Origin of the sequence: Streptomyces sp. H39-C1 (assembly GCF_027158125.1) — a bacterium.
In the GTDB taxonomy this organism is placed as follows: domain Bacteria; phylum Actinomycetota; class Actinomycetes; order Streptomycetales; family Streptomycetaceae; genus Actinacidiphila; species Actinacidiphila fildesensis.
On the sequence record NZ_JAPVLS010000008.1, the window covers coordinates 18,232 to 36,661 of the forward strand.

Annotated in this window: 20 protein-coding genes; 8 read left to right on the forward strand and 12 right to left on the reverse strand. The window is 73.5% G+C overall.

Annotated elements, in window-relative coordinates; translation table 11 throughout:
- Positions 1–15: 15 nt before the first annotated feature.
- Entirely contained in the window at positions 16–1,059 is a 1,044-nt protein-coding gene (locus tag O3W51_RS07555; protein ID WP_269284822.1) for a zinc-dependent alcohol dehydrogenase family protein, read from the reverse strand.
- A gap of 122 nt (positions 1,060–1,181) precedes the next feature.
- Positions 1,182–3,965: a LuxR C-terminal-related transcriptional regulator gene (locus tag O3W51_RS07560; protein ID WP_269284825.1), complete on the reverse strand. Its 2,784-nt coding sequence runs from the start codon at positions 3,963–3,965 to the stop codon at positions 1,182–1,184.
- A gap of 135 nt (positions 3,966–4,100) precedes the next feature.
- Here O3W51_RS07560 and O3W51_RS07565 point away from each other — a divergent pair, with 135 nt between their 5' ends.
- Positions 4,101–4,295 carry a hypothetical protein gene (locus tag O3W51_RS07565; protein WP_138354986.1) on the forward strand — a complete coding sequence of 65 codons (195 nt, stop codon included), beginning with the start codon at positions 4,101–4,103 and terminating at the stop codon, positions 4,293–4,295.
- Between the two features lie 105 nt (positions 4,296–4,400).
- Here the strand turns inward: O3W51_RS07565 and O3W51_RS07570 are convergent, their stop codons facing one another.
- From O3W51_RS07570 to O3W51_RS07585, 4 genes are read right to left on the reverse strand one after another with little or no spacing between them, the layout of a single operon-like run.
- Entirely contained in the window at positions 4,401–5,642 is a 1,242-nt protein-coding gene (locus tag O3W51_RS07570; protein ID WP_269284828.1) for an amidohydrolase family protein, read from the reverse strand.
- Complete coding sequence (locus tag O3W51_RS07575; protein ID WP_269284830.1) at positions 5,639–6,925, reverse strand: amidohydrolase family protein; 1,287 nt, start codon at positions 6,923–6,925, stop codon at positions 5,639–5,641. Before O3W51_RS07575 ends, O3W51_RS07570 begins: the two co-directional genes overlap by 4 nt.
- 20 nt (positions 6,926–6,945) lie before the next feature.
- Positions 6,946–7,830 carry an SDR family NAD(P)-dependent oxidoreductase gene (locus O3W51_RS07580; RefSeq protein WP_269284832.1) on the reverse strand — a complete coding sequence of 295 codons (885 nt, stop codon included), beginning with the start codon at positions 7,828–7,830 and terminating at the stop codon, positions 6,946–6,948.
- Complete coding sequence (locus tag O3W51_RS07585) at positions 7,830–8,624, reverse strand: acetoacetate decarboxylase family protein (RefSeq protein WP_269284934.1); 795 nt, start codon at positions 8,622–8,624, stop codon at positions 7,830–7,832. Before O3W51_RS07585 ends, O3W51_RS07580 begins: the two co-directional genes overlap by 1 nt.
- Before the next feature lie 129 nt (positions 8,625–8,753).
- Between O3W51_RS07585 and O3W51_RS07590 the strand changes: the two genes are divergently transcribed.
- The 6 genes from O3W51_RS07590 (at position 8,754) to O3W51_RS07615 (ending at position 14,182) form a co-directional block, all read left to right on the forward strand.
- Positions 8,754–9,371: a TetR/AcrR family transcriptional regulator gene (locus tag O3W51_RS07590; protein WP_138354990.1), complete on the forward strand. Its 618-nt coding sequence runs from the start codon at positions 8,754–8,756 to the stop codon at positions 9,369–9,371.
- A gap of 25 nt (positions 9,372–9,396) precedes the next feature.
- Positions 9,397–10,407 (forward strand): DEDDh family exonuclease, encoded by a 1,011-nt coding sequence (locus tag O3W51_RS07595; protein WP_381587503.1) that lies wholly within the window; start codon positions 9,397–9,399, stop codon positions 10,405–10,407.
- A 71-nt stretch (positions 10,408–10,478) separates the two neighbouring features.
- Complete coding sequence (locus tag O3W51_RS07600) at positions 10,479–10,730, forward strand: hypothetical protein (RefSeq protein ID WP_138354992.1); 252 nt, start codon at positions 10,479–10,481, stop codon at positions 10,728–10,730.
- 57 nt (positions 10,731–10,787) lie between these two features.
- Positions 10,788–11,579: an SURF1 family cytochrome oxidase biogenesis protein gene (locus tag O3W51_RS07605; RefSeq protein WP_164299148.1), complete on the forward strand. Its 792-nt coding sequence runs from the start codon at positions 10,788–10,790 to the stop codon at positions 11,577–11,579.
- A gap of 28 nt (positions 11,580–11,607) precedes the next feature.
- The gene (locus O3W51_RS07610) at positions 11,608–13,416 is read left to right on the forward strand and encodes a glycoside hydrolase family 15 protein (protein ID WP_269284839.1); all 1,809 of its coding nucleotides are present in this window, start codon (positions 11,608–11,610) and stop codon (positions 13,414–13,416) included.
- A gap of 4 nt (positions 13,417–13,420) precedes the next feature.
- A complete protein-coding gene (locus O3W51_RS07615; protein ID WP_138354995.1) occupies positions 13,421–14,182 on the forward strand; it encodes an SDR family oxidoreductase in 762 nt (253 codons plus the stop codon).
- 36 nt (positions 14,183–14,218) lie between these two features.
- On the opposite strand, the gene amaP is transcribed toward O3W51_RS07615, so the two are convergent.
- The 5 genes from amaP to O3W51_RS07640 all read right to left on the reverse strand — a co-directional run bounded on the left by amaP (position 14,219) and on the right by O3W51_RS07640 (position 16,636).
- Positions 14,219–14,815 (reverse strand): alkaline shock response membrane anchor protein AmaP, encoded by a 597-nt coding sequence (amaP, locus tag O3W51_RS07620; RefSeq protein WP_138354996.1) that lies wholly within the window; start codon positions 14,813–14,815, stop codon positions 14,219–14,221.
- 7 nt (positions 14,816–14,822) lie between these two features.
- Entirely contained in the window at positions 14,823–15,497 is a 675-nt protein-coding gene (locus tag O3W51_RS07625; RefSeq protein ID WP_138354997.1) for a DUF6286 domain-containing protein, read from the reverse strand.
- Complete coding sequence (locus O3W51_RS07630) at positions 15,494–15,865, reverse strand: Asp23/Gls24 family envelope stress response protein (RefSeq protein ID WP_138354998.1); 372 nt, start codon at positions 15,863–15,865, stop codon at positions 15,494–15,496. Before O3W51_RS07630 ends, O3W51_RS07625 begins: the two co-directional genes overlap by 4 nt.
- On the reverse strand, positions 15,865–16,047 hold the full coding sequence (locus O3W51_RS07635; protein ID WP_138354999.1) for a hypothetical protein: 183 nt from the start codon (positions 16,045–16,047) through the stop codon (positions 15,865–15,867). The genes O3W51_RS07630 and O3W51_RS07635 overlap by 1 nt, the downstream gene beginning before the upstream one ends.
- 73 nt (positions 16,048–16,120) lie before the next feature.
- The gene (locus O3W51_RS07640; RefSeq protein ID WP_138355000.1) at positions 16,121–16,636 is read right to left on the reverse strand and encodes an Asp23/Gls24 family envelope stress response protein; all 516 of its coding nucleotides are present in this window, start codon (positions 16,634–16,636) and stop codon (positions 16,121–16,123) included.
- A gap of 136 nt (positions 16,637–16,772) precedes the next feature.
- Between O3W51_RS07640 and O3W51_RS07645 the strand changes: the two genes are divergently transcribed.
- Positions 16,773–17,555: a hypothetical protein gene (locus O3W51_RS07645; RefSeq protein WP_269284844.1), complete on the forward strand. Its 783-nt coding sequence runs from the start codon at positions 16,773–16,775 to the stop codon at positions 17,553–17,555.
- 40 nt (positions 17,556–17,595) lie between these two features.
- On the opposite strand, the gene O3W51_RS07650 is transcribed toward O3W51_RS07645, so the two are convergent.
- On the reverse strand, positions 17,596–18,387 hold the full coding sequence (locus tag O3W51_RS07650; protein ID WP_138355002.1) for an enoyl-CoA hydratase/isomerase family protein: 792 nt from the start codon (positions 18,385–18,387) through the stop codon (positions 17,596–17,598).
- Positions 18,388–18,430 lie beyond the last annotated feature (43 nt).

The following is an 18,430-nucleotide window of genomic DNA, read 5'->3' on the forward strand; positions in this document are numbered from 1 at the left end:
CCCGGCGTTGCATCGTCAGAGCTTGACGATGACCTTCAGGGCGGTGCGCTCGTCCATCGCCTTGTAGCCGCCGGGGACGCCCTCCAGGCCGACCGCGTGGTCGAAGACCGGGGACGGGTCGATGGCGCCGGACAGGATGTCGGGGAGCAGCTCCGGGATGTAGCTGCGGACCGGGGCGACGCCGCCGCGCAGGGCGATGTTGCGGTTGAACATCTCGCCGAGGTCCAGGCCGGTGCCGCTGCCGTGCGGGACGCCGACGTAGCCGATCGCGCCGCCGTCGCGGGTGATGCCGACGGCCGTCCGCATGGACTGCTCGGTGCCGACCGCCTCGATGACGGCGTGCGCGCCCTGCCCGCGGGTCAGGTCGCGGACCGCCGCGACGGCGGCCTCGCCGCGCTCGGCGACGACGTCGGTGGCGCCGAACGTGCGGGCGATGTCGGTGCGCGCCGTGTGCCGGCCGAGCGCGATGATCCGCTCGGCGCCCAGCCGCTTGGCGGCGAGCACACCGCACAGGCCGACCGCGCCGTCACCGACGACCGCCACCGTCGTGCCGGGGCCGACCCCGGCGCCGATGGCGGCGTGGTGGCCGGTGCCCATGACGTCGGACAGCGCGAGCAGCGCGGACAGCAGACGGTCGTCGGAGAGCGCCTCGGCGGGCAGCTTGACCAGGGTGGCGTCGGCGAAGGGCACCCGGACGGCCTCGCCCTGGCCGCCGTCGGAGCCGACCGAGCCCCAGAAGCCGCCGTGCACACAGGAGGTCGTCAGGCCGTCGGCGCAGTACTCGCAGACGCCGTCGGACCACATGAAGGGGGCGACGACCAGGTCGCCGGCCGTCAGTCCCGACACCTCGGAGCCGGTCTCCTCGACGACGCCGAGGAACTCGTGGCCGATGCGCTGCCCCGGCTCGCGGGCGGCCTCGCCGCGGTACGCCCACAGGTCGCTGCCGCAGATGCAGGCGCGGACCACCCGGACGACGGCGTCGCCGGGCTGCCGGATCGCGGCGTCGGGCACGTCCTCCACCCTGATGTCGAACGGGGCGTGGATGGCGGTGGCGCGCATGGGGGTGTCCTTGCTGCTCAGCTCAATGGGGTGACTTCACGGTACGCCAGCGGTCCGGGGGCCGCACTCCGCGGGTCACGGCTGGTCAGGGCACCGGCCGGCAGGTGCTGCGCCGCGGCCGGTCACCGTCCGGCCGGGTCCCCCGGAGCCGCCGCCAGCGCCGTCGGCAGATCGGCCCGCTGCCGGATGCCGAGCTTCCGATAGGTGCTGGTCAGATGGGTCTCGACGGTCCGGCGGGCCAGATGCAGCAGCTCCGCTATCTCGACGTTGCCGTGGCCCGCGGCGGCAAGCTCCGCTATCCGCCGCTCGCTGCCCGTCAGGGCGCCGGTTCCGGTGTGCGGGATCCGGCGCGGGCGGGCGCCGCCGTCCCGCAGCGCCTGCCGCGCGAGCCGGCCCAGGCGTACGGCGCCGAGCCGCTCGGCGCGCGCGGCGGCCTCCCGCAGCACGTCGCGGGCCTGTCCTGAGCGCCCGGCGGCGGTGAGGGAGCGGCCCAGGCCGAGCTGCGCGGCGATCAGTTCCGGCTCGGCGGCCGGCTCCTCGCGCAGGCGGGTGACGGCCTCCTCGAGCAGTTCGATGCCGCGCCGGCCGCCGGTGGCCGAGCCGAGCGCGCGCAGGGCGCGACCCTCGGTACGGGCCGTGCCCCAGATCCTGGCCAGCCGCAGCTCCTCGGCGGCGAGCGGCACCGCCTCGCCGGCCCGGCCGGTCCGCACCAGACTGTCGGCGGCCGCCGAGCGCCAGGCGGTGACGACCGGGCTCACCACACCGCGGGCGACCTGCCGCCGGCCGCAGTCGGTGAGGTCCTCCAGCGCGCCCCCGTCATCACCCCGCGCAGCGCGCAGCAGACCGCGCGCGTACAGGAACTCGCACCACTGCCAGGAGTTGTCGGGACCGGGGCCCGCGAGCTTCCCGGCGAGCCCGGCCGCCTCGTCCAGCCGGTCGAGTTCGGTGAGCGCGATCATGGTCTGGGCGCCGACGTGCACATTGGCGGCGGGGTCCTGGTCGTCGACGAGCCGCGCGAAGTCCCCCCGCATGACGGCGGCCTCGGCCCGCACGCTCACCAGGCACTCATGGCCCGGATGCAGCACCGGCTCGCCGAGCGGGATCCGGGCGGCGTACCGTTCCGCCTCGTCCAGCAGGTCGGCCCACTGCGCGACGGTGGCGACCGACCCCAGCACGTACGGCTCCAGCAGCGGGTCCACCGAGCCGTGCGCGAGCAGCGGACACACCTGCTCCCAGGCCTGTTCCGCCGAGAGCAGCCCGGCGGCCGACTCGTACTCGGTGAGCATCATCTCGGCCATCGGGTCCGGGTCGCCGAGATGCCGCAGCCGCAGCAGTTCGGAGATCATCTGCCGCCAGCTCTCCCCGTCGTGCGAGGCGATGAGCGCGGTCGCCGCCTGCACCGCGCTCAGCAGGTCGGGGCGGCCGGCGAAGCCGTCGGCGAGTTCGCGCAGCACGGCGATGGCCGCGGGCACCTCGCCGTGCGCGGCGAGCGCCGTGCCCAGCGCGCTGGCCACCAGCACCCGGCCGTGCCCGTCCTGCTGCACGCGCAGCGCCTCGGCGAGCCGCCGGACCCCCGCCGCCCGGTCGATCCGGACCTCCAGGCAGCCCAGTTCGGTGAGCACGCTGCCGCGCCGCTCGGTGGTGAGAGGCTCGTCCAGCGCCCGGCGCAAGTGGGCGACGGCCCGCGGAACGCCCGCCGGTTCCGAGCGGGTCTCCTGCGCGGCGGCGAGCAGCACATCGGCCGCCCACGCCTCGCCGACCGGCGGGACCGGCAGCAGATGCCCGGCGACGGCGCCGGCCCGGTCGCCGCGCTCGTGCAGCAGCCGGGCCGCGGTGCGGTGCGCCGCGTCCCGGCGTTCGCGGGGCAGGGTGTGCAGCACCGCGTCGCGCAGCAGCGGGTGGGCGAACATGGCCGGCCCGCCGGCTTCGCCGCGTCCTGCGGCCAGGAAGCCGTGGTGCCGCAGCGCGGCGGCCCCGCCGGCCAGCCGTGCGGGATCGGCGGGCTCCGGCTCGCCGCGCGCCGGCCCCGCGCCGACGTGTCCCGGCACCGTGAAGCCCTTCCGCCCGGTGCGGCGGCGCTCGCCGCGCTGCCACTCGGCCAGCAGGCCGAGCGGGTCGTGCTCGTCCTGCACCAGGGCGAGCGCGCAGCCGGCGTCGGCGGTCTGCGGGCCCGCCGCGGCCAGCAGCCAGGCGACGGCGTCGGCGTAGGCACCGGGGTGGAGTTCGGCGACGCTCGACGGGGTCCGCTCCGGCGGGCCGCCGGGGTGCAGCTCGGCCAGGTCCTGCAACAGGGCGTGCAGCAGCAGCGGGTTGCCCGCGGTCGCCGCGGCGAGGCCGGGCGGCGGGTCGCCGCCGAGCCGTTCGCGGGCGATCGCGTCGACGGACGGCCCGCTCAGCGGCGGCAACCGCACCGTGTGGACGAGCGAGGGGGCCAGGCCCCAGGCGATGCCGCGCGGGGCCGGCGTCATGTCGTACTGGTGACGCTCGGTCAGGATCAGCAGGACCGGCAGCCGGTCGAGCCGGGGCACCAGCCGGCCGAACCAGCCGCGGGAGGCCGGATCCGCCAGGTGGACGTCGTCGACGGCCAGTGCGAGCGGTATGCCGCCGGGCGACAACTCGTCGATGGACGCGGCCTCGGGGGCGCCGTCCAGCAGCCGCCGCACGACGGACGGCACGCTGCCGGCGTCCTGGTCGTGCTGCGCGCAGCGGGTACGGCGGACGTCCAGGCCCTGCCGCCGGGCGAGTTCGGCCGCCGCGTCCAGGAGGGCGGTCCGGCCGCTGCCCGTGCCGCCGCGCACCACCAGCAGGGCGCCCGCGCCCGCCTCGGCCCGTTCCGCGAGGCGTGCCGCGACGGCCAGCTGGCCGTCCCGTTCGCGCAGACCGAGCTGCTCCCCCACCGTGGCCACCGCACCCCTTCCGCCGCCGCGGTCCCAGGATATGCCGTGGTGTTGTCGTGGTTGATCTCGTGGTGGTCCACGATGGCCGGGTACCCCCGCCCCGGGCACTGTGGAGCCTGTAGCCGATCCACCGGGGGAACCCTCATGCACAGGCCGAGCCTGCCCACCGCGGTAAGCCTGGCCGTGCTTGCCCTTTCCGTGTTCGTGCTGGTGACGGCGGGCGGCGGCTCCAAGGACGCCGCACGTCCGTCACCGACCCAGGATCCGTCCGGGCACGCCTCCACGGCGCGGCCCGGAGCGGCACTGTCCGCCCTGTTCAGGACGGTGTCATCGCGTTAGACCGCGGCACACCGCGGTCCACCCGGTCTTCCGGCGGCGGGGTTCTCCCCCGTATTCCCCGCCGCCGGAGGTAACACGCCGGCCGTCATCACCGCCCCGCCACCGTCACCAGACGCGGACCGAACCTCCCGGTGCGAACGCCGGACTGGTCGCGTCGGCGGGCGGCTCCTCCAGCGGCTCGGCGATCTCCGCCACCGTGGGGCCGGACTTCGCGGCGACCGCGTCCAGCAGCCCGAGGTCGAAGCCGTAGACACGGGCCGTGTTGCCGCCCACCATCGTGGCGACCTCCTCGGCCGGGAGCCCGGCGAACGCGATCCGCAGCCCCTCCCTGGTGTAGGGATACGTGCCCTCGTCATGCGGGTAGTCGCTGCCCCACATGATCTTCTCCAGGCCGATCCGGTCGCGCAGCGGCACCTCGTGGGGGCGCATGAAGCTCGCCCCGACGAAGCAGTTGTCCCGCCAGACGGCCTTCGGTCCCTTGCCCATCGCGTCCGCCAGCCCGGTGCCGAACTTGGCCTCGGCGGTGGCCGCCCGGGTCGCGGCGCTGACCAGCCGCCCGTGGTAGTACTCCAGCATGTCGAGCACGGCGGGGATCCACCCCGAACCCTGCTCGGTGAGCACCAGCCGCAGCCCGGGGTGCCGTTGGAACGCCCCGCCGAAGATCAGGTGCCACAGCGCCCGGTGCGAGAACCATGTCGTCTCGACCATGAACACCGCGCGGGCCGCGGGTTCGTCGCCGAGCGGCGGGGAGGCCGAGCCGCCGTGGTGGTTCACCGGTACGTCCAGCTCGTCGCAGACCGCCCAGAGCGGGTCGTACACCGCCGAGTACAGCTCGGGGACGCCGGAGCCCGGTGGTGCGCCCGGCAGCAGGATGCCGCCGGTCAGCCCGTGCTCCTTGGCCCACCGCACCTCGCGGACCGCCGCGTCCACATCGTTGAGGAGGATCTGTGCGACGCCTGCGCGCCGGCCGGGGGCCTGCGCGCAGAAGTCGGCGAGCCACCGGTTGTGGGCCCGCAGTCCGGCCCAGCGCAGCTCGAACTCCTCCTTCGAGGGCGCGGGGGCCAGCAGCGAACCGCTGGGGAAGAACGGCGGCACGGTGTTGGGGAAGACGACCTCGGCGACGATGCCGTCCGCCTCCAGCTCCGCGAGCCGGCGGCCGGAGTCCCAGTTGCGCGGCGCCTCGGGGGCGATCAGGTCCTCGTACGGATTGACGTACGTGGCCGCCCACGCGTCGAACTCCTCGTGGTGGCCGGCCGCCAGGTACGGCCGGTAGTCGAGCAGGTCGGCGCCGGCGTGGCAGTCCGCCGAGATCACCGTGTAGCGGTCGTCGGGACCGGAGGGTGTCATGTGCCCGCCTCCATCCCCACGTACGGGAAGTCGTGCCCGGTCAGCCAGTGCCGTCCGGTGTCGCGGGCGCGCGCCCAGGACGCCTCGACGGCCGACTGGTCGTCCGGCTGGCCCAGTTCGGCCGGGGTCGGGCCGATCCGGCGGGCGATCGGCGCCAACGCCTCGGTGTCGAAGCCGAAGGCCTCGGCGGCGGCCAGCCCCAGCATCTGCCGGGTCTCGGTCACCGGGATGTCGTGGAACGTGTTCTTCAGCCACTCCTGGGTCGCGGGCCAGGTGCCCTCCGGGTGCGGGAAGTCGCTGCCCCACAGGATGTTGCCGACCCCGATCTCGTAGCGCTGGGCCAGCTCGCGGCGCTTGGTGTTGGTCGCGCAGATGAACACCTGGCGGTCCAGGTACTCGCTCGGCGGCCGCTTCAGCTCGGCGAACGGCGAGAGCTTCTTGCCGCCGTGGGCGCCGAGGTAGAGCCGGTCCATGAACCACAGCTGGTTCGGCAGCCACCAGCAGCCGGACTCGGCGATGCCGAACTTCAGCCCGGGGAAGCGCTCGAAGACCCCGGCCCACAGCAGGAACCAGAGCGGCCGGGACGGCCAGAACGTCACTTCGCTGACGTAGATGCCCAGATGGTCCCCGTACTCGTGGTGCGGGGCCGATCCGGAGTGGGTCACGATGGGCATCTCCAGCTCCTGCGCCACCGCCCACACCGGGTCGTAACGGGCGTCGTGGTACGCCGCCTTGTCGACCCACCGGGCGGGGATCATCAGGGCGCCGAGGCCGGACGCCTTCGCCCTGCGGACCTCGGCCACCACCGCGTCCACGTCGCCGGTGATGGGCAGCAGCGCCACCCCGCAGCGGCGTTCCGGGCTGCGCTCGGCACAGAACTCCGCGAGCCAGCGGTTGTGCGCCTGCGCGCCCGCCATCCCCAGCGCCGGGTCCTGGTCGCCGGAGAGCCCGAGGCCCACCCCGAAGGGCGCGGCGGTCTGGCTGTCGACGGCGTCGGCGTCCGGGAAGACGACCTCGGCCGCCACCCCGTCACCGTCGAGTTCCTTGTCGCGCTGCGCGCTGTCCCAGCCGCCGCGCAGCCCCTCCTCGTTGTCGCTGAACCACTTCTCCGCGAACGCCTCGTTGCGCACCCCGAGCCGCGTCATCGCCTCGCGGCGCGCCTGGCGCTGCCCGAGGACCTCGTCGAAGTCCGCGTGGAACCTGCTGTCGAGATACGGCCGGTACTGCTCCGTCGGCAGGCCCGCGTGGCAGTCCGAGGAGATGATCAGGTACGGATCCGTCATGGTGTCTCCTGTCCCCTCGTTCAGTCGAGAATGAAGTTCTCCAGATAGCCCGGGTCGGCCCGGTCGAGCATCGACTGCGAACGCGCCCTGATCTGGGCGTCGGTGCGGTCGCTGGCGGGCAGCAGCCAGAAGCGGCCGGCCCGGATGCCGTCGGCCACGAAGCCGGCGACCTCCTCCACGGGGGTGAACGCCACCTCGTGCCCGGCCTCCTTCATCGCGGCCTCCCACTGGTCGAGGCTGCGGTACGGGGTGCGGCGGGGCGCGGACTTGGCGTACCGCTCGGGCCGGTTGCGGTGCGACTCCCACAGTCCGGTGCGGAGCATGTGGGGGCCCGGGAAGAGCACGGAGGCGCCGATGGCCGCGCGCTCGGCTTTGAGATGGGCGTAGAGCGACTCCGTCATCGTCACCACCGCGGCCTTGGTGACGGCGTACACCGAGGCGGTCGGCAGCGGCGCGATCCCGCCGTCTCCCGAGGAGGTGTTGACGACGTGTCCCGGCTCACCGGCCGCGAGCATCCGGGGCAGGAACGCCTGGATGCCGTGGAAGACGCCCCATACGTTGACCGAGAAGGCCCACTGCCAGTCCTTGGGGTCGTGCTCCCACATCCGGCCCTCGGCGCCGGAGCCGACCCCGGCGTTGTTGCACAGCACATGGACGGCGCCGAAGGCCTGGTACGCGGCCTCGGCGAGGGCTTCGACGGAGGCGCGGTCGCTCACATCGGTGAGCTGCCCGACGGCTTCGGCGCCGTTCTCCCGCAGCCGCCCGACGGCCTTGTCGAGCGCGTCCTCCTCCACATCGGCGAGGACCACCTTCAGCCCGTCCGCGGCGAACCGTTCCGCCATGGCGTAGCCGATGCCGCTCGCGGCGCCGGTCACCACGGCCGTCTGTCCGGCCAGCAGGTCCATCAGGCCTCCCGGTGGGGCGCGTCGAGGATCTGCTGGACGTCGTCGTAGCGCTGGTGGATGTAGGGCAGCAGCGCCTGCGCGCTGACCCGTTCGACGACCTGGCCCGACTGGTCGCTGGTCTTCTCGCCGATGGTGATCTCGACGAGCCGGCGCACCGAGAGGTCGGCGACCGGGTCGTACGCGGACTCGCGCAGCACCACGCTGCCGGTCATCGCTTCGAGCTTGCGCACCCGTTCGTGCCGGGTGCAGCGCACCAGCACCGGGTCGCCGTCGAAGCCGTTGCCGTCCACCGCGGGGAGGAACTTGAAGTAGAAGTCGGTCTTCTCGGTGACTCCCGGCAGCGGCAGCGCGCCGCTGACCGCGCCGGCGACCTCGACGAACGCGATGCCGTGCCGGGCGAGCTTCGCCATCACGACGTCGCCGACCCGCTCCACGGTGACCTCGCCGAGCTTCTTCGGTTCGCCGAAGACCTCCCGGCCGCCGATCAGCGCCCGTTCGGTCGTCATCGGCATCACCAGCGGATACCAGCCCTCGACACCGTCGTGCCGGGCGGAGACCGCGACCGAGCCGGCACCCAGCGGGTGTCCGAACAGGTCGACGCGGCTGATGTTCACCCGCACCAGGGGCCGTTCTCCCGGCTTGAGCGGCGGCGGCAGGACCTGTGCCACCACGTCGGGGTCGGTCTCCCAGACCGCCACCACCCCGGTCGACCAGATGTCGGGGAGCTTGCCGCCGCCCGCCTTCGCCGCCTGCATTTCCGCTTCGCTCCGCGGGCCGTACCGTACTCGCGCCATGTCGTGCCGCCCTTCGTTCATGTCAGTCACACGGGTGCGTCATGAGAGATTCGGGACGAGCTCTGTAACACAGTTACACCGACGCGCTCGAAGGGTAAATAGGCGTGCACGGTCCACAATGGGAGCACCATGCCGCGCACCGCCCTGACCCGCGACGATGTACTCGACGCCGCTGCCGCACTTGTCCGGCAGCTCGGCCCCGAGGCGCTGACCATGCGCAAGCTCGCGGCCGAACTGGGCACCGCCGTCACGTCGATCTACTGGCATGTGGGCAACCGCGAATCGCTGCTCGACGAACTGGTGGCCCGTACCGTGCGGGAGATGGGCGCCATCGCGCCCACCGGCCGCGGGCCGCTCGACCGGGTGCTGTCCATCGCCCGCGCCCAGCGCCGGATGCTGCGCGACCGGCCGCATCTGATCGCGATGGTGCACGAACGCGGCCTCACCGAGCTGATGTTCCTCCCCGCCCAGCAGGCCCTGGTCCATGAGCTGCACGACGCGGGGCTGCGCGGGGCGCGGGCCGCCGAGGCGCTGCGCGCCATCGAGTTCCACGTCATCGGCTTCGTTCTGGTCGAACGCAACCGCGAACGTTCCCCCGCCCAGAGCCCCGCGGAACAGGACTTGTGGGACACCGCCACGGCCGGCCACGACCCGGCGCTGGCCCGCGCACTGGCCGCCCCGCCCGACCCCGAACGCCTCTTCACCACCACCACGCGCGCCCTGGTCGGCTCCCTGCTGTGTGTCTGAGTGTCAGCGGCGCCCCTTATTCTCAATGACCATGCTGGACAACCGCACCGAGCCGACCGCCTCCCCGTCCCCGTGGCCCGCCGCCTACCCGGACGGATATGCCGTGGTCGACGTCGAGACCACCGGTCTCGGCCGCGACGACCGGATAGTGTCCGCCGCCGTCTACCGGCTGGACTCCCGGGGCGAGGTCCAGGACCACTGGTACTCACCGGTCAACCCGCTGCGCGATCCGGGCCCGGTGTGGATCCACGGACTGACCAGCGCGATGCTCGCCGACGCCCCGCTCTTCCCGGACATCGCCGCCGAGCTCGCCGAGCGGCTGGCCGGCCGGGTGCTCGTCGCGCACAACGCGGTCTTCGACTGGTCGATGCTGGCCCGTGAGTACGCGCGGGCGAAGTCCACCGCCCCGGTCGAGCAGCGGCTGTGCACGATCGTGCTGGCCAAGGAGCTCCGGCTGCCGCTGGCCAACCACAAGCTGGAGTCGCTCGCCGCGCACTACGGCGTCGTCCAGCAGCGCGCCCACCACGCCCTGGACGACGCGCGGGTGCTCGCCGAGGCGTTCCGCCCCAGCCTGCACCTGGCGGCCGCGGCCGGCCTGCCGCTGCCGCTGCACACCTGCCGGCCGCTCACCGAGTGGACCGAGGGCAGCGTGCCGGCGGCCCGCCCCGCGCCGGCCGGCGGGTCGTACGGCTCCTACCGCCCCAGCAGCTGGCGCCCGGCGCGCAAGCGGTCGTCCTGCCCGTACCCCAACCCGGGCCGGATGGCGCCCGAGGGCCCGCTCATGCAGGGGATGCGGGTGGCGTTCTCCGGTGACACCGGGATCGACCGCGAACTGCTGGAGGACCGCGCGACCGACGCCGGGCTGCATGTCGCGTCCAGCGTCAGCCGTCTCACCAGCCTGCTCGTCACCAACGACCCGGACTCCCCGACGAGCAAGGCCGCCAAGGCCCGCGCGTTCGGCACCCCCGTCATCGACGAGCGGCGCTTCGCGGAACTCCTCAAGGCGGTGACCCCGGCGCCCGGGGTACACGGCTGATCGAGTGGCGCGGCGACGACGCGCCCGGCGACCTGTTGCCCGCCGCCCCCGCGCCGCGCAATCTGTGCCCCATGGCCCGATGTGAAGTGTGCGGAAACGACTACGTCATGAGCTTCGAGGTGCACGCCCAAGGTGCGGTGCACGTCTTCGACAGCTTCGAATGCGCCATCCACCGTATGGCGCCCATCTGTGAGCACTGCCGGGTGCAGGTCGTCGGCCACGGCGTCGAGGCCGACGGCCGCTGGTACTGCAGTGCGCACTGTGCCAAGGCCGAGGGCGTGCACGGCCTCGTCGACCGTGTCGGCTCCGTCCCGATCTCCTGATCCGTCCCCCACCGACCCCCTACCGGAGGGCGCCCCACGACCGAGTACGGTCGTGGGGTGTACCGCTTTCTGCTCTCCCGCCAGTGGGTGATCCTCACGCTGCTCGGCCTGGTCATGATTCCCACGATGATCAAGCTGGGCTACTGGCAGCTGCACCGTCACGAGCACCGGGTGGCCAACAACCACCTGATCAGTCAGAACGTCAAGGCCGCCGCCGTCCCGGTCGAGCGGCTGGCCGCGCCCGGCAAGGCCGTACCCCGCAAGGACCTGTACCGGTCGGTGAGCGCGACCGGTCACTACGACACCGCGCACGAGGTCGTCGCCCGCCAGCGCACCGCGGCCGACGGGCAGAAGAACGGGTACCACGTCATCACCCCGCTGGTGCTGGACGACGGCCGGGCGATCCTGGTGAACCGCGGCTGGATCGACGCCGACGGCGGGCTCACCGCACTGCCGAAGATCCCGGCCGCCGAGTCCGGCGAGATCACCGTCACCGGGCGGCTGCGCCCCGACGAGACGAGTTCCAGCACCGGGATCAGGAACAAGAGCGGGCTGCCGGACCGCATGATCATGCTCATCAACTCCACCGACCTGGCGAAGACCGGCCCGCGGCAGTTGCTCGGCGGCTATCTGGAGCTGGCCACCACCTCCCCCAAGCCCTCCGGCGCCCAGCCCGAACTGATCCCCGAGCCGGACGACTCCAGCATCGGCCCGCACATGGCGTACGCGATCCAGTGGTGGCTGTTCTCGGCGATGGTCCCGGTCGGCTGGGTCATCCTGGTGCGCCGCGAGCGCAAGGAGCGGGTCTCCGGGCAGGAGTCACAGAAGAGCGTTCCGGTCGCGGTGTAACGGCGTCCCCGGCACGCTACGAGCAGGAGTGTGGACGAAAGGCGGCCCCGTGCCAGGACTGATCGAGGACTACGCGCTCATCGGTGATCTGCAGACCGCGGCGCTGGTCGGCAAGGACGGCTCCATCGACTGGCTGTGCCTGCCGCGCTTCGACTCCGCCGCGTGCTTCGCGGCGCTGCTCGGGGACGAGGAGAACGGCCAGTGGCGGATCGCCCCGGCCGGCGCGGACCAGTGCACCCGGCGGGCGTACCGCGGCGACACCCTGGTGCTGGAGACGTTCTGGGAGACCGCCACCGGCATCGTCAAGGTCATCGACTTCATGCCGCAGCGCGACCGCGCCCCCGATGTCATGCGGATCGTTGAGGGCGTCTCCGGCACCGTGCAGATGCGCGGCGAGCTGCGGCTGCGCTTCGACTACGGCAGCATCGTGCCCTGGATGCGGCGCGCCGAGGGCCACCGCATCGCCGTCGCGGGGCCCGACTCGGTCTGGCTGCGCAGCTATCCGCCGCAGGTGCCGATGTACGGCAAGGACTTCTGCACCTACGCCGACTTCTCCGTCTCGGCGGGCGAGAGCGTCGCCTTCGTCCTCACCTGGCACCCGTCGCACGAGACCCGGCCGCGCCGGGTCGACCCGTACGATGCGCTGCCCCACGCCATCGAGGACTGGGAGAAGTGGTCGGCGCAGTGCACCTACGACGGCCCCTGGCGGGAGGCCGTGCTGCGCTCCCTCATCACCCTCAAGGCACTGACGTACGCGCCGACCGGCGGTATCGCCGCGGCCGTCACCACCTCGCTGCCGGAGGAGATCGGCGGGGTGCGCAACTGGGACTACCGCTTCTGCTGGCTCCGCGACGCCACCCTGACACTCAACGCGATGGTCTCCAGCGGCTATCTCCAGGAGGCCGCGAAGTGGCGGGACTGGCTGCTGCGCGCGGTCGCCGGAGACCCCGCCGACCTGCAGATCATGTACGGGATCTCCGGTGAGCGGCGGCTGCCCGAGTACGAGGTGCCGTGGCTGAAGGGGTACGAGACGTCCGCCCCGGTCCGGATCGGCAACGCGGCGGCCGGGCAGCTGCAGCTCGACGTCTACGGCGAGGTGCTCGACTCTCTCCACCTGGCCCGGAACAGCGGACTCTCCGACGACAAGCACGCCTGGAGCCTGCAGCGCGCCCTGATGGACTTCCTGGAGTCCAACTGGCGCGAGCCGGACGAGGGCCTGTGGGAGGTCCGCGGGCCGCGCCGGCACTTCGTGCACTCCAAGGTGATGGCGTGGGTCGCCGCGGACCGCGCGGTCCGCACCCTGGAGGCGCAGCCGAAGCGCGGCGGCGACCTGGCCGGCTGGCGGGCCATGCGCGACCAGGTGCACCTGGAGGTGTGCAAGCGCGGCTACGACAACGAGCGCAGCACGTTCACCCAGTTCTACGGCTCCACCCAGCTCGACGCGGCGACGCTGCTCATCCCCCAGGTCGGCTTCCTGCCGCCCTCCGATCCGCGGGTGATCGGCACGGTCGACGCGGTGCGCAGGGAGCTGAACCACGGCGGCCTCGTCCGCCGCTACACCCTCGACGAGAAGGCCGTGGACGGCCTGCCGGGCGACGAGGGCGCCTTCCTGGCCTGCTCGTTCTGGCTGGCCGACGCCCTGCACACGACCGGCCGCGAGCGGGAGGCCCGCGAGCTGTTCGGGCACCTGCTGAGTCTGCGCAACGACGTCGGGCTGCTCGCCGAGGAGTGGGACCCGGTCTCCCGCCGCCAGCTCGGCAACTTCCCGCAGGCCTTCAGCCACATCGGGCTCGTCAACACCGCACTGAGCCTGTCCGGAGTCCGTAAGGGAGCATGAGCGCATGGATCTGGGACTGAAGGACCGGGTGTACGTCGTCACCGGCGCCACCCGCGGGCTGGGCATGGCGGCCGCCCGTGAGCTGGCGGCCGACGGTGCGAAGCTGGTCGTCTCCGGGCGCTCGCAGGAGTCGGCGGACGCGGCGGCCGCCGCGCTGGGCGGCCCGGGGAACACGATCGGGATGGCCGCCGACAACTCCGGCGCGGACACCCCCGACCGGCTCATCGGCGCCGCCCGCGAGGAGTTCGGACGGCTGGACGGCGTACTGATCAGCGTCGGCGGCCCGGCCGTCGGCCTCTCCGAGACCATCACGGACGACCAGTGGCGGGACGCGTTCGAGACGGTCTTCCTCGGTGCGGTACGGCTCGCCCGGGCCGCCGCGGCGGCGCTCGGCGAGGGCGGCGTGATCGGCTTCGTGCTCTCCGGGTCGGTGTACGAGCCGATCCCCGGCCTGGCGGTCTCCAACGGGCTGCGGCCCGGGCTGGCCGGCTTCGCCAAGAACCTCGCCGATGAACTGGGCCCGCGCGGCATCCGCGTCGTGGGCCTGCTGCCCTCCCGGATCGACACCGAGCGGGTGGCGGAACTCGACGCCCTCAGCGGCGACGCGGCGGCCTCCCGCGCCCGGCACAGCGCCACCATCCCGCTGGGCCGCTACGGGACCCCGGAGGAGTTCGGCCGCGCCGCGGCCTTCCTGCTCTCCCCCGCCGCCTCGTATCTGACGGGCATCATGCTCCCGGTCGACGGCGGCGCCCGGCACGGCTTCTGACGTACGGCGTGCTGCGTACGGCGCCTGGGACGCCGGTCAGTTGACGCGGCTGGCGCGGTGCTTGACGGCACGCAGCCGCGCCTCGGCCGGGAGGTGGTCGAGTCCCGCCGAGCCGCCCGCCCGTTGCAGGATCTCGGTGTCCAGCCGGGAGACGACGGTGTCCGGGGCCGCGTGCGGCGCCAGGGCGAGGGTGAGGCGCGCGCGGGGCGCGGAGCGCTTGCCGGTCAGGACGGCGCCGGCCCGGTCCACACCGTCCAGTGCCTCGGTCTCGGTGACCAGGATGTCCTCCAGGGCCCGGCCGCGCAGCACGGCGTCCTGGCCGTCGCGGCTGTCGATGCGCAGCTGGCGCAGCCGGTGGCTGCGGAACTGGGCCAGGAACCACCACAGGGCCGTCAGCACCAGCACGCCCAGGACGGCCAGGACGGTGGGCCACCACCAGCCGTCGCCGCGGTAGCGGGTGCGGTCGCGGGCCGTGAGGAGCACGTCCCCGGGGCCGTCGAACGGCCACCAGCCCGGCAGGGTGAATCCCCAGCGGCGCTGCAGGTCCAGGCTGCCGACCAGCACCGCGAGGCCGGCGATCAGCAGGAGCAGGCCGGTCAGTGCCAGCAGGGTCCGGTTGAGGGAACTGCGCATCGGCGGATCAGCCCTTCTGGGCGCGCTGGACGTGGACGCCCAGGCTGGGCGGGCGGGCCAGCCCGAGTTGGACGACGCCCTCGGCCAGGGCGGCGTCCAGGTCGGCCCGTACTTCGTCCAGGTCACGGAAGTGGGACGCGGCGCGGGCGGTGACATGGCGGCGGCCGACGCGGACCCGGACGGTGTGCACGCCGGAGACCTCCATCGCCCGGTCGCGCAGCGTGAGTTCGGCGGCGTGCCGGTCCAGCCCCGCGCGCACCCCGGTGACACTGCGCCGCATCGGCAGGATGTCGCGCAGGCCGGGGGTGACGGCCAGGACGATCAGCCACAGACCGATCACCACGGCGGCCGCGGCGGCGGTGATGACGAGCACGTTGTCCAGCGGCCGGGTGGCCAGTTCACGGGCCAGCCGTGGCCGCCAGCTCATCGCGGCGCGGTCGGTGCGGACCGCGGCGATGTCGTAGAGCAGGATCCCGGCGGCCCCCAGCACCACCAGCGCGGTCAGCGCCGACGGTACCCGGCGCTCCGACCAGAACCGGCCCGCGCGGCCGGCCGGCGGTTCGGCGGGGCGCTCGGCGGCGGACCCGCCGGATCCGTCGGGCTCGTCCGGTTCGTAGGGCCCGACGACCGGCAGCTGCCGTGTCGTGCCCTCGGGTTCGGGTTCCGCACCGGTCCCGGTCACCGCACCCTCCCCTCGCTCTGTTGCCGCGCCGTCGCGGAGTGCAGCCGCTCGATCTCGACGGCGACCTCAGGTACCTCCATACCCGTCAGTGACGTCACCCGGTCCGCGACATGGCGGCGCACCGAGCCGCAGACCGCACCGAGGTCACCCGGATAGCCCAGTTCCACCGACAACCGCACCCGGGCGGTCTCCTTGCGCACCGAGACCGACGCGTGCGGCGTACGGTCCGGCGGCACGAGCCCGGACTCCGGGATGTCCGCGAGCACCTCGGACGCGGCCCGCGCGGCGATCTTCGCCACCACCCGGTCCGCGATCCTGAGCGCGCCCCGCTCCGCGGCCGGCAGGGTGACCGGGGCCGCAGCGGCCATCACCGCCGCCGGTCGCGGCTGCGGAAGAACTCTCCGGGCTCCAGATCGCCGTCCACGAACTTCCCGGCCACGAACCCGACCGCGCCGAGCGCGGCCACCAGCAGGAACGCGCCGAACCCGCCGAAGTACCCGGCGAATCCGAGCGCCATGCCCACGATCAGTCCGACCAGCGACATTCTCATCGTCCGCTCACCGTCCTCGCCTCACCGCTGTCGCCGGCACCGCCGGCCGCCGTCCCACCCGTCCACCCGGTCGTCACTGGACCCTCTGCTCCCGGTCGTCCTCGTCGTCCTCGTCCGGCAGCTTCACGTCGCCGACCGCGACATTGACCTCGACGACCTCGAGACCGGTCATCCGCTCGACCGCGGCGATCACGTTCTCCCGCACCGCGCGGGCCACCTCGACGATGGACACCCCGTACTCGACGACGATGTCCAGGTCGAGCGCGGTCTGCACCTCGCCGACCTCCGCCTTCACCCCACGGGTGACGGACTTGCTGCCGGGCACCCGGTCACGCACGGCGCCGAAGGTGCGGGCGAAGCCGCTGCCCATCGCGTGCACACCCAGCACATCACGGGCCGCCAGCCCGGCGATCTTCTCGACCACTCCGTCCGCGATGGTGGTCCGGCCGCGGGTCGCGGGGTCGCCCAGCGGCGCCCGCCGGCCGGGCGTCCCGGCACCCCCGCTCGTGCCCTTCTCCAATGTCCTGCCTTCGCCCACGGAATCGGGGCCCTCCGGCTCGGACAGGTTGCGCTGTGCCGCCTCGGTCATGGCGAGTCGTCCCTTCGTCTGGGCTGCTCCATGCACCACACTATGTGCGCATGCCCTGCCGTGCCGTGGAGATGCGGTCAGGAAGCGTGGAGCGGGCCGCCGTTCGGGTGGCGCGCGGCGAAGGAGGCGGAGACCGGTGGCTGTGGACCGTTTGGCCCGTGCGGTACGGGAGCAGATCGCGTTCGGGCGCGTGCTGCCGCTCGGCAGGGCGGGAGACGGTGTCTGGATCACCGAGAACGCGGCGGCCGACGCGCTGCGCGGGGCGGTGAACGGGCTCACCGGCGTGCGGGTCGGCGCGCTGCGGATCGGCCCGGAGCCGGTCCGGGTGCCGCGTCAGGAAGCAGAACCGACGACGGAGCCGGCGACGGATGCGAATAATCTGCCGCTCGTACCGCCGAGTGCGGTGCCGTACGGCCCGCTGTGCGTGGCCGCGGCCTTCGAGGCCGCCATCGACCGGCCGCTGCCCGCCACCGCGGATCAGTTGCGGACCGCGCTGTGGAGTGCGGCCCACGATCTGCTGGGGCTGGCCGTCACCTCGGTGGACCTCGACGTCACGGGCCTGATCGATCCCCAGGCCGGACCTGCTCCGGTGGCCGCCGTCGAGGGCCCGGCCGGTGCGACGGGCCAGGATCTGACGGAGACCGGGCCGCCGCCCGCCGGCAACGGGGTGGTCGCCGCGGCGCTCCTGGTGCCGGGTGTCGCCCGGGTGACGTCACGGCTCGGCGGCTTCGCGTCCGGGATCCGCACGGCCGACGGCGGCGATCCGCCGGCCCGGGAGGTCCGGGTGCAGATCGCGGTCATGCCCGGCCACCGCGCGCTGGACGTGGCCCGCGCGGTGGCCGTGGCGGTCACCGAGGCCGCCGAGCCCGGTTCCCCGGGCCCTGGGACGACGGCGGTCGTGGTCACCGCCATCGGGTGACCACGACCGGACATCGACCGGACGGAGTTGCCGGACGGAGTTACTCGCCGACGCCGGCGAGGTCGCGCAGCCGGCGGCCCTGGGCGGCGCGCTCGGCGGGGCGCTGCTCCTCGTACGAACGAGCGGCGGCACCCTGCAGCAGGGCCTTGGTCTCGATGACGGCGTCCCGGGGCGCGGCGAGCAGCGCCCCGGCGAGGTCCTGGACCGTGGCGTCGAGTTCGGCGACCGGGACGACCAGGTTGGCGAGGCCGAGGCGCTCGGCCTCCGACCCGTGCACGAACCGCCCGGTGGCGCAGATCTCCAGGGCCCGCGCATAGCCGACGAGGTCGACCAGCGGCTTGGTGCCACCGAGGTCGGGCACCAGTCCGAGGCTGGTCTCGCGCATGGCGAACTGCGCGTCGTCCGCGCACACCCGCAGATCGCAGGCGAGAGCGAGCTGGAAGCCCGCACCGATCGCATGGCCCTGTACGGCGGCGATGGTCACGATGTCGCTGCGCCGCCACCAGGTGAACGCGTCCTGGTACTCGGCGATCGTCGCGTCGAGCTTCTTGTCGGAACCGCGCGCGAGGTCGATGAACGACGGCTCGCCGTCGAAGCCCTCGGGCGTGAAGGCCTGCCGGTCGAGCCCCGCGGAGAAGGACTGGCCTTCGCCGCGGAGCACGACAACGCGCACGCTGCCCGGCAGGAGCCGGCCTGCTTCGACCAGGGCCCGCCACAGGGCGGGCGACTGGGCATTGCGTTTGGCCGGATTGCACAGTGTGACGGTCGCGACGGAGTCGTCGGCGGTGAGCCGCACTCCGTCACGCTCGAGCAGCACGGTGGGGTCGGGCATCGGGCACCTCCGAGCGAACCGCGGAATTGATTACCGAAGAGTA

Excerpts from the sequence above, each read along its gene's own strand:
- O3W51_RS07555 (WP_269284822.1), bottom strand. The coding sequence starts at position 1,059 with ATGCGCGCCACCGCCATCCACGCCCCGTTCGACATCAGGGTGGAGGAC.
- O3W51_RS07565 (WP_138354986.1), top strand. The coding sequence starts at position 4,101 with ATGCACAGGCCGAGCCTGCCCACCGCGGTAAGCCTGGCCGTGCTTGCC.
- O3W51_RS07570 (WP_269284828.1), bottom strand. The coding sequence starts at position 5,642 with ATGACACCCTCCGGTCCCGACGACCGCTACACGGTGATCTCGGCGGAC.
- O3W51_RS07575 (WP_269284830.1), bottom strand. The coding sequence starts at position 6,925 with ATGACGGATCCGTACCTGATCATCTCCTCGGACTGCCACGCGGGCCTG.
- O3W51_RS07580 (WP_269284832.1), bottom strand. The coding sequence starts at position 7,830 with ATGGACCTGCTGGCCGGACAGACGGCCGTGGTGACCGGCGCCGCGAGC.
- O3W51_RS07585 (WP_269284934.1), bottom strand. The coding sequence starts at position 8,624 with ATGGCGCGAGTACGGTACGGCCCGCGGAGCGAAGCGGAAATGCAGGCG.
- O3W51_RS07590 (WP_138354990.1), top strand. The coding sequence starts at position 8,754 with ATGCCGCGCACCGCCCTGACCCGCGACGATGTACTCGACGCCGCTGCC.
- O3W51_RS07595 (WP_381587503.1), top strand. The coding sequence starts at position 9,397 with ATGACCATGCTGGACAACCGCACCGAGCCGACCGCCTCCCCGTCCCCG.
- O3W51_RS07600 (WP_138354992.1), top strand. The coding sequence starts at position 10,479 with ATGGCCCGATGTGAAGTGTGCGGAAACGACTACGTCATGAGCTTCGAG.
- O3W51_RS07615 (WP_138354995.1), top strand. The coding sequence starts at position 13,421 with ATGGATCTGGGACTGAAGGACCGGGTGTACGTCGTCACCGGCGCCACC.
- amaP (WP_138354996.1), bottom strand. The coding sequence starts at position 14,815 with ATGCGCAGTTCCCTCAACCGGACCCTGCTGGCACTGACCGGCCTGCTC.
- O3W51_RS07630 (WP_138354998.1), bottom strand. The coding sequence starts at position 15,865 with ATGGCCGCTGCGGCCCCGGTCACCCTGCCGGCCGCGGAGCGGGGCGCG.
- O3W51_RS07635 (WP_138354999.1), bottom strand. The coding sequence starts at position 16,047 with ATGAGAATGTCGCTGGTCGGACTGATCGTGGGCATGGCGCTCGGATTC.
- O3W51_RS07640 (WP_138355000.1), bottom strand. The coding sequence starts at position 16,636 with ATGACCGAGGCGGCACAGCGCAACCTGTCCGAGCCGGAGGGCCCCGAT.
- O3W51_RS07650 (WP_138355002.1), bottom strand. The coding sequence starts at position 18,387 with ATGCCCGACCCCACCGTGCTGCTCGAGCGTGACGGAGTGCGGCTCACC.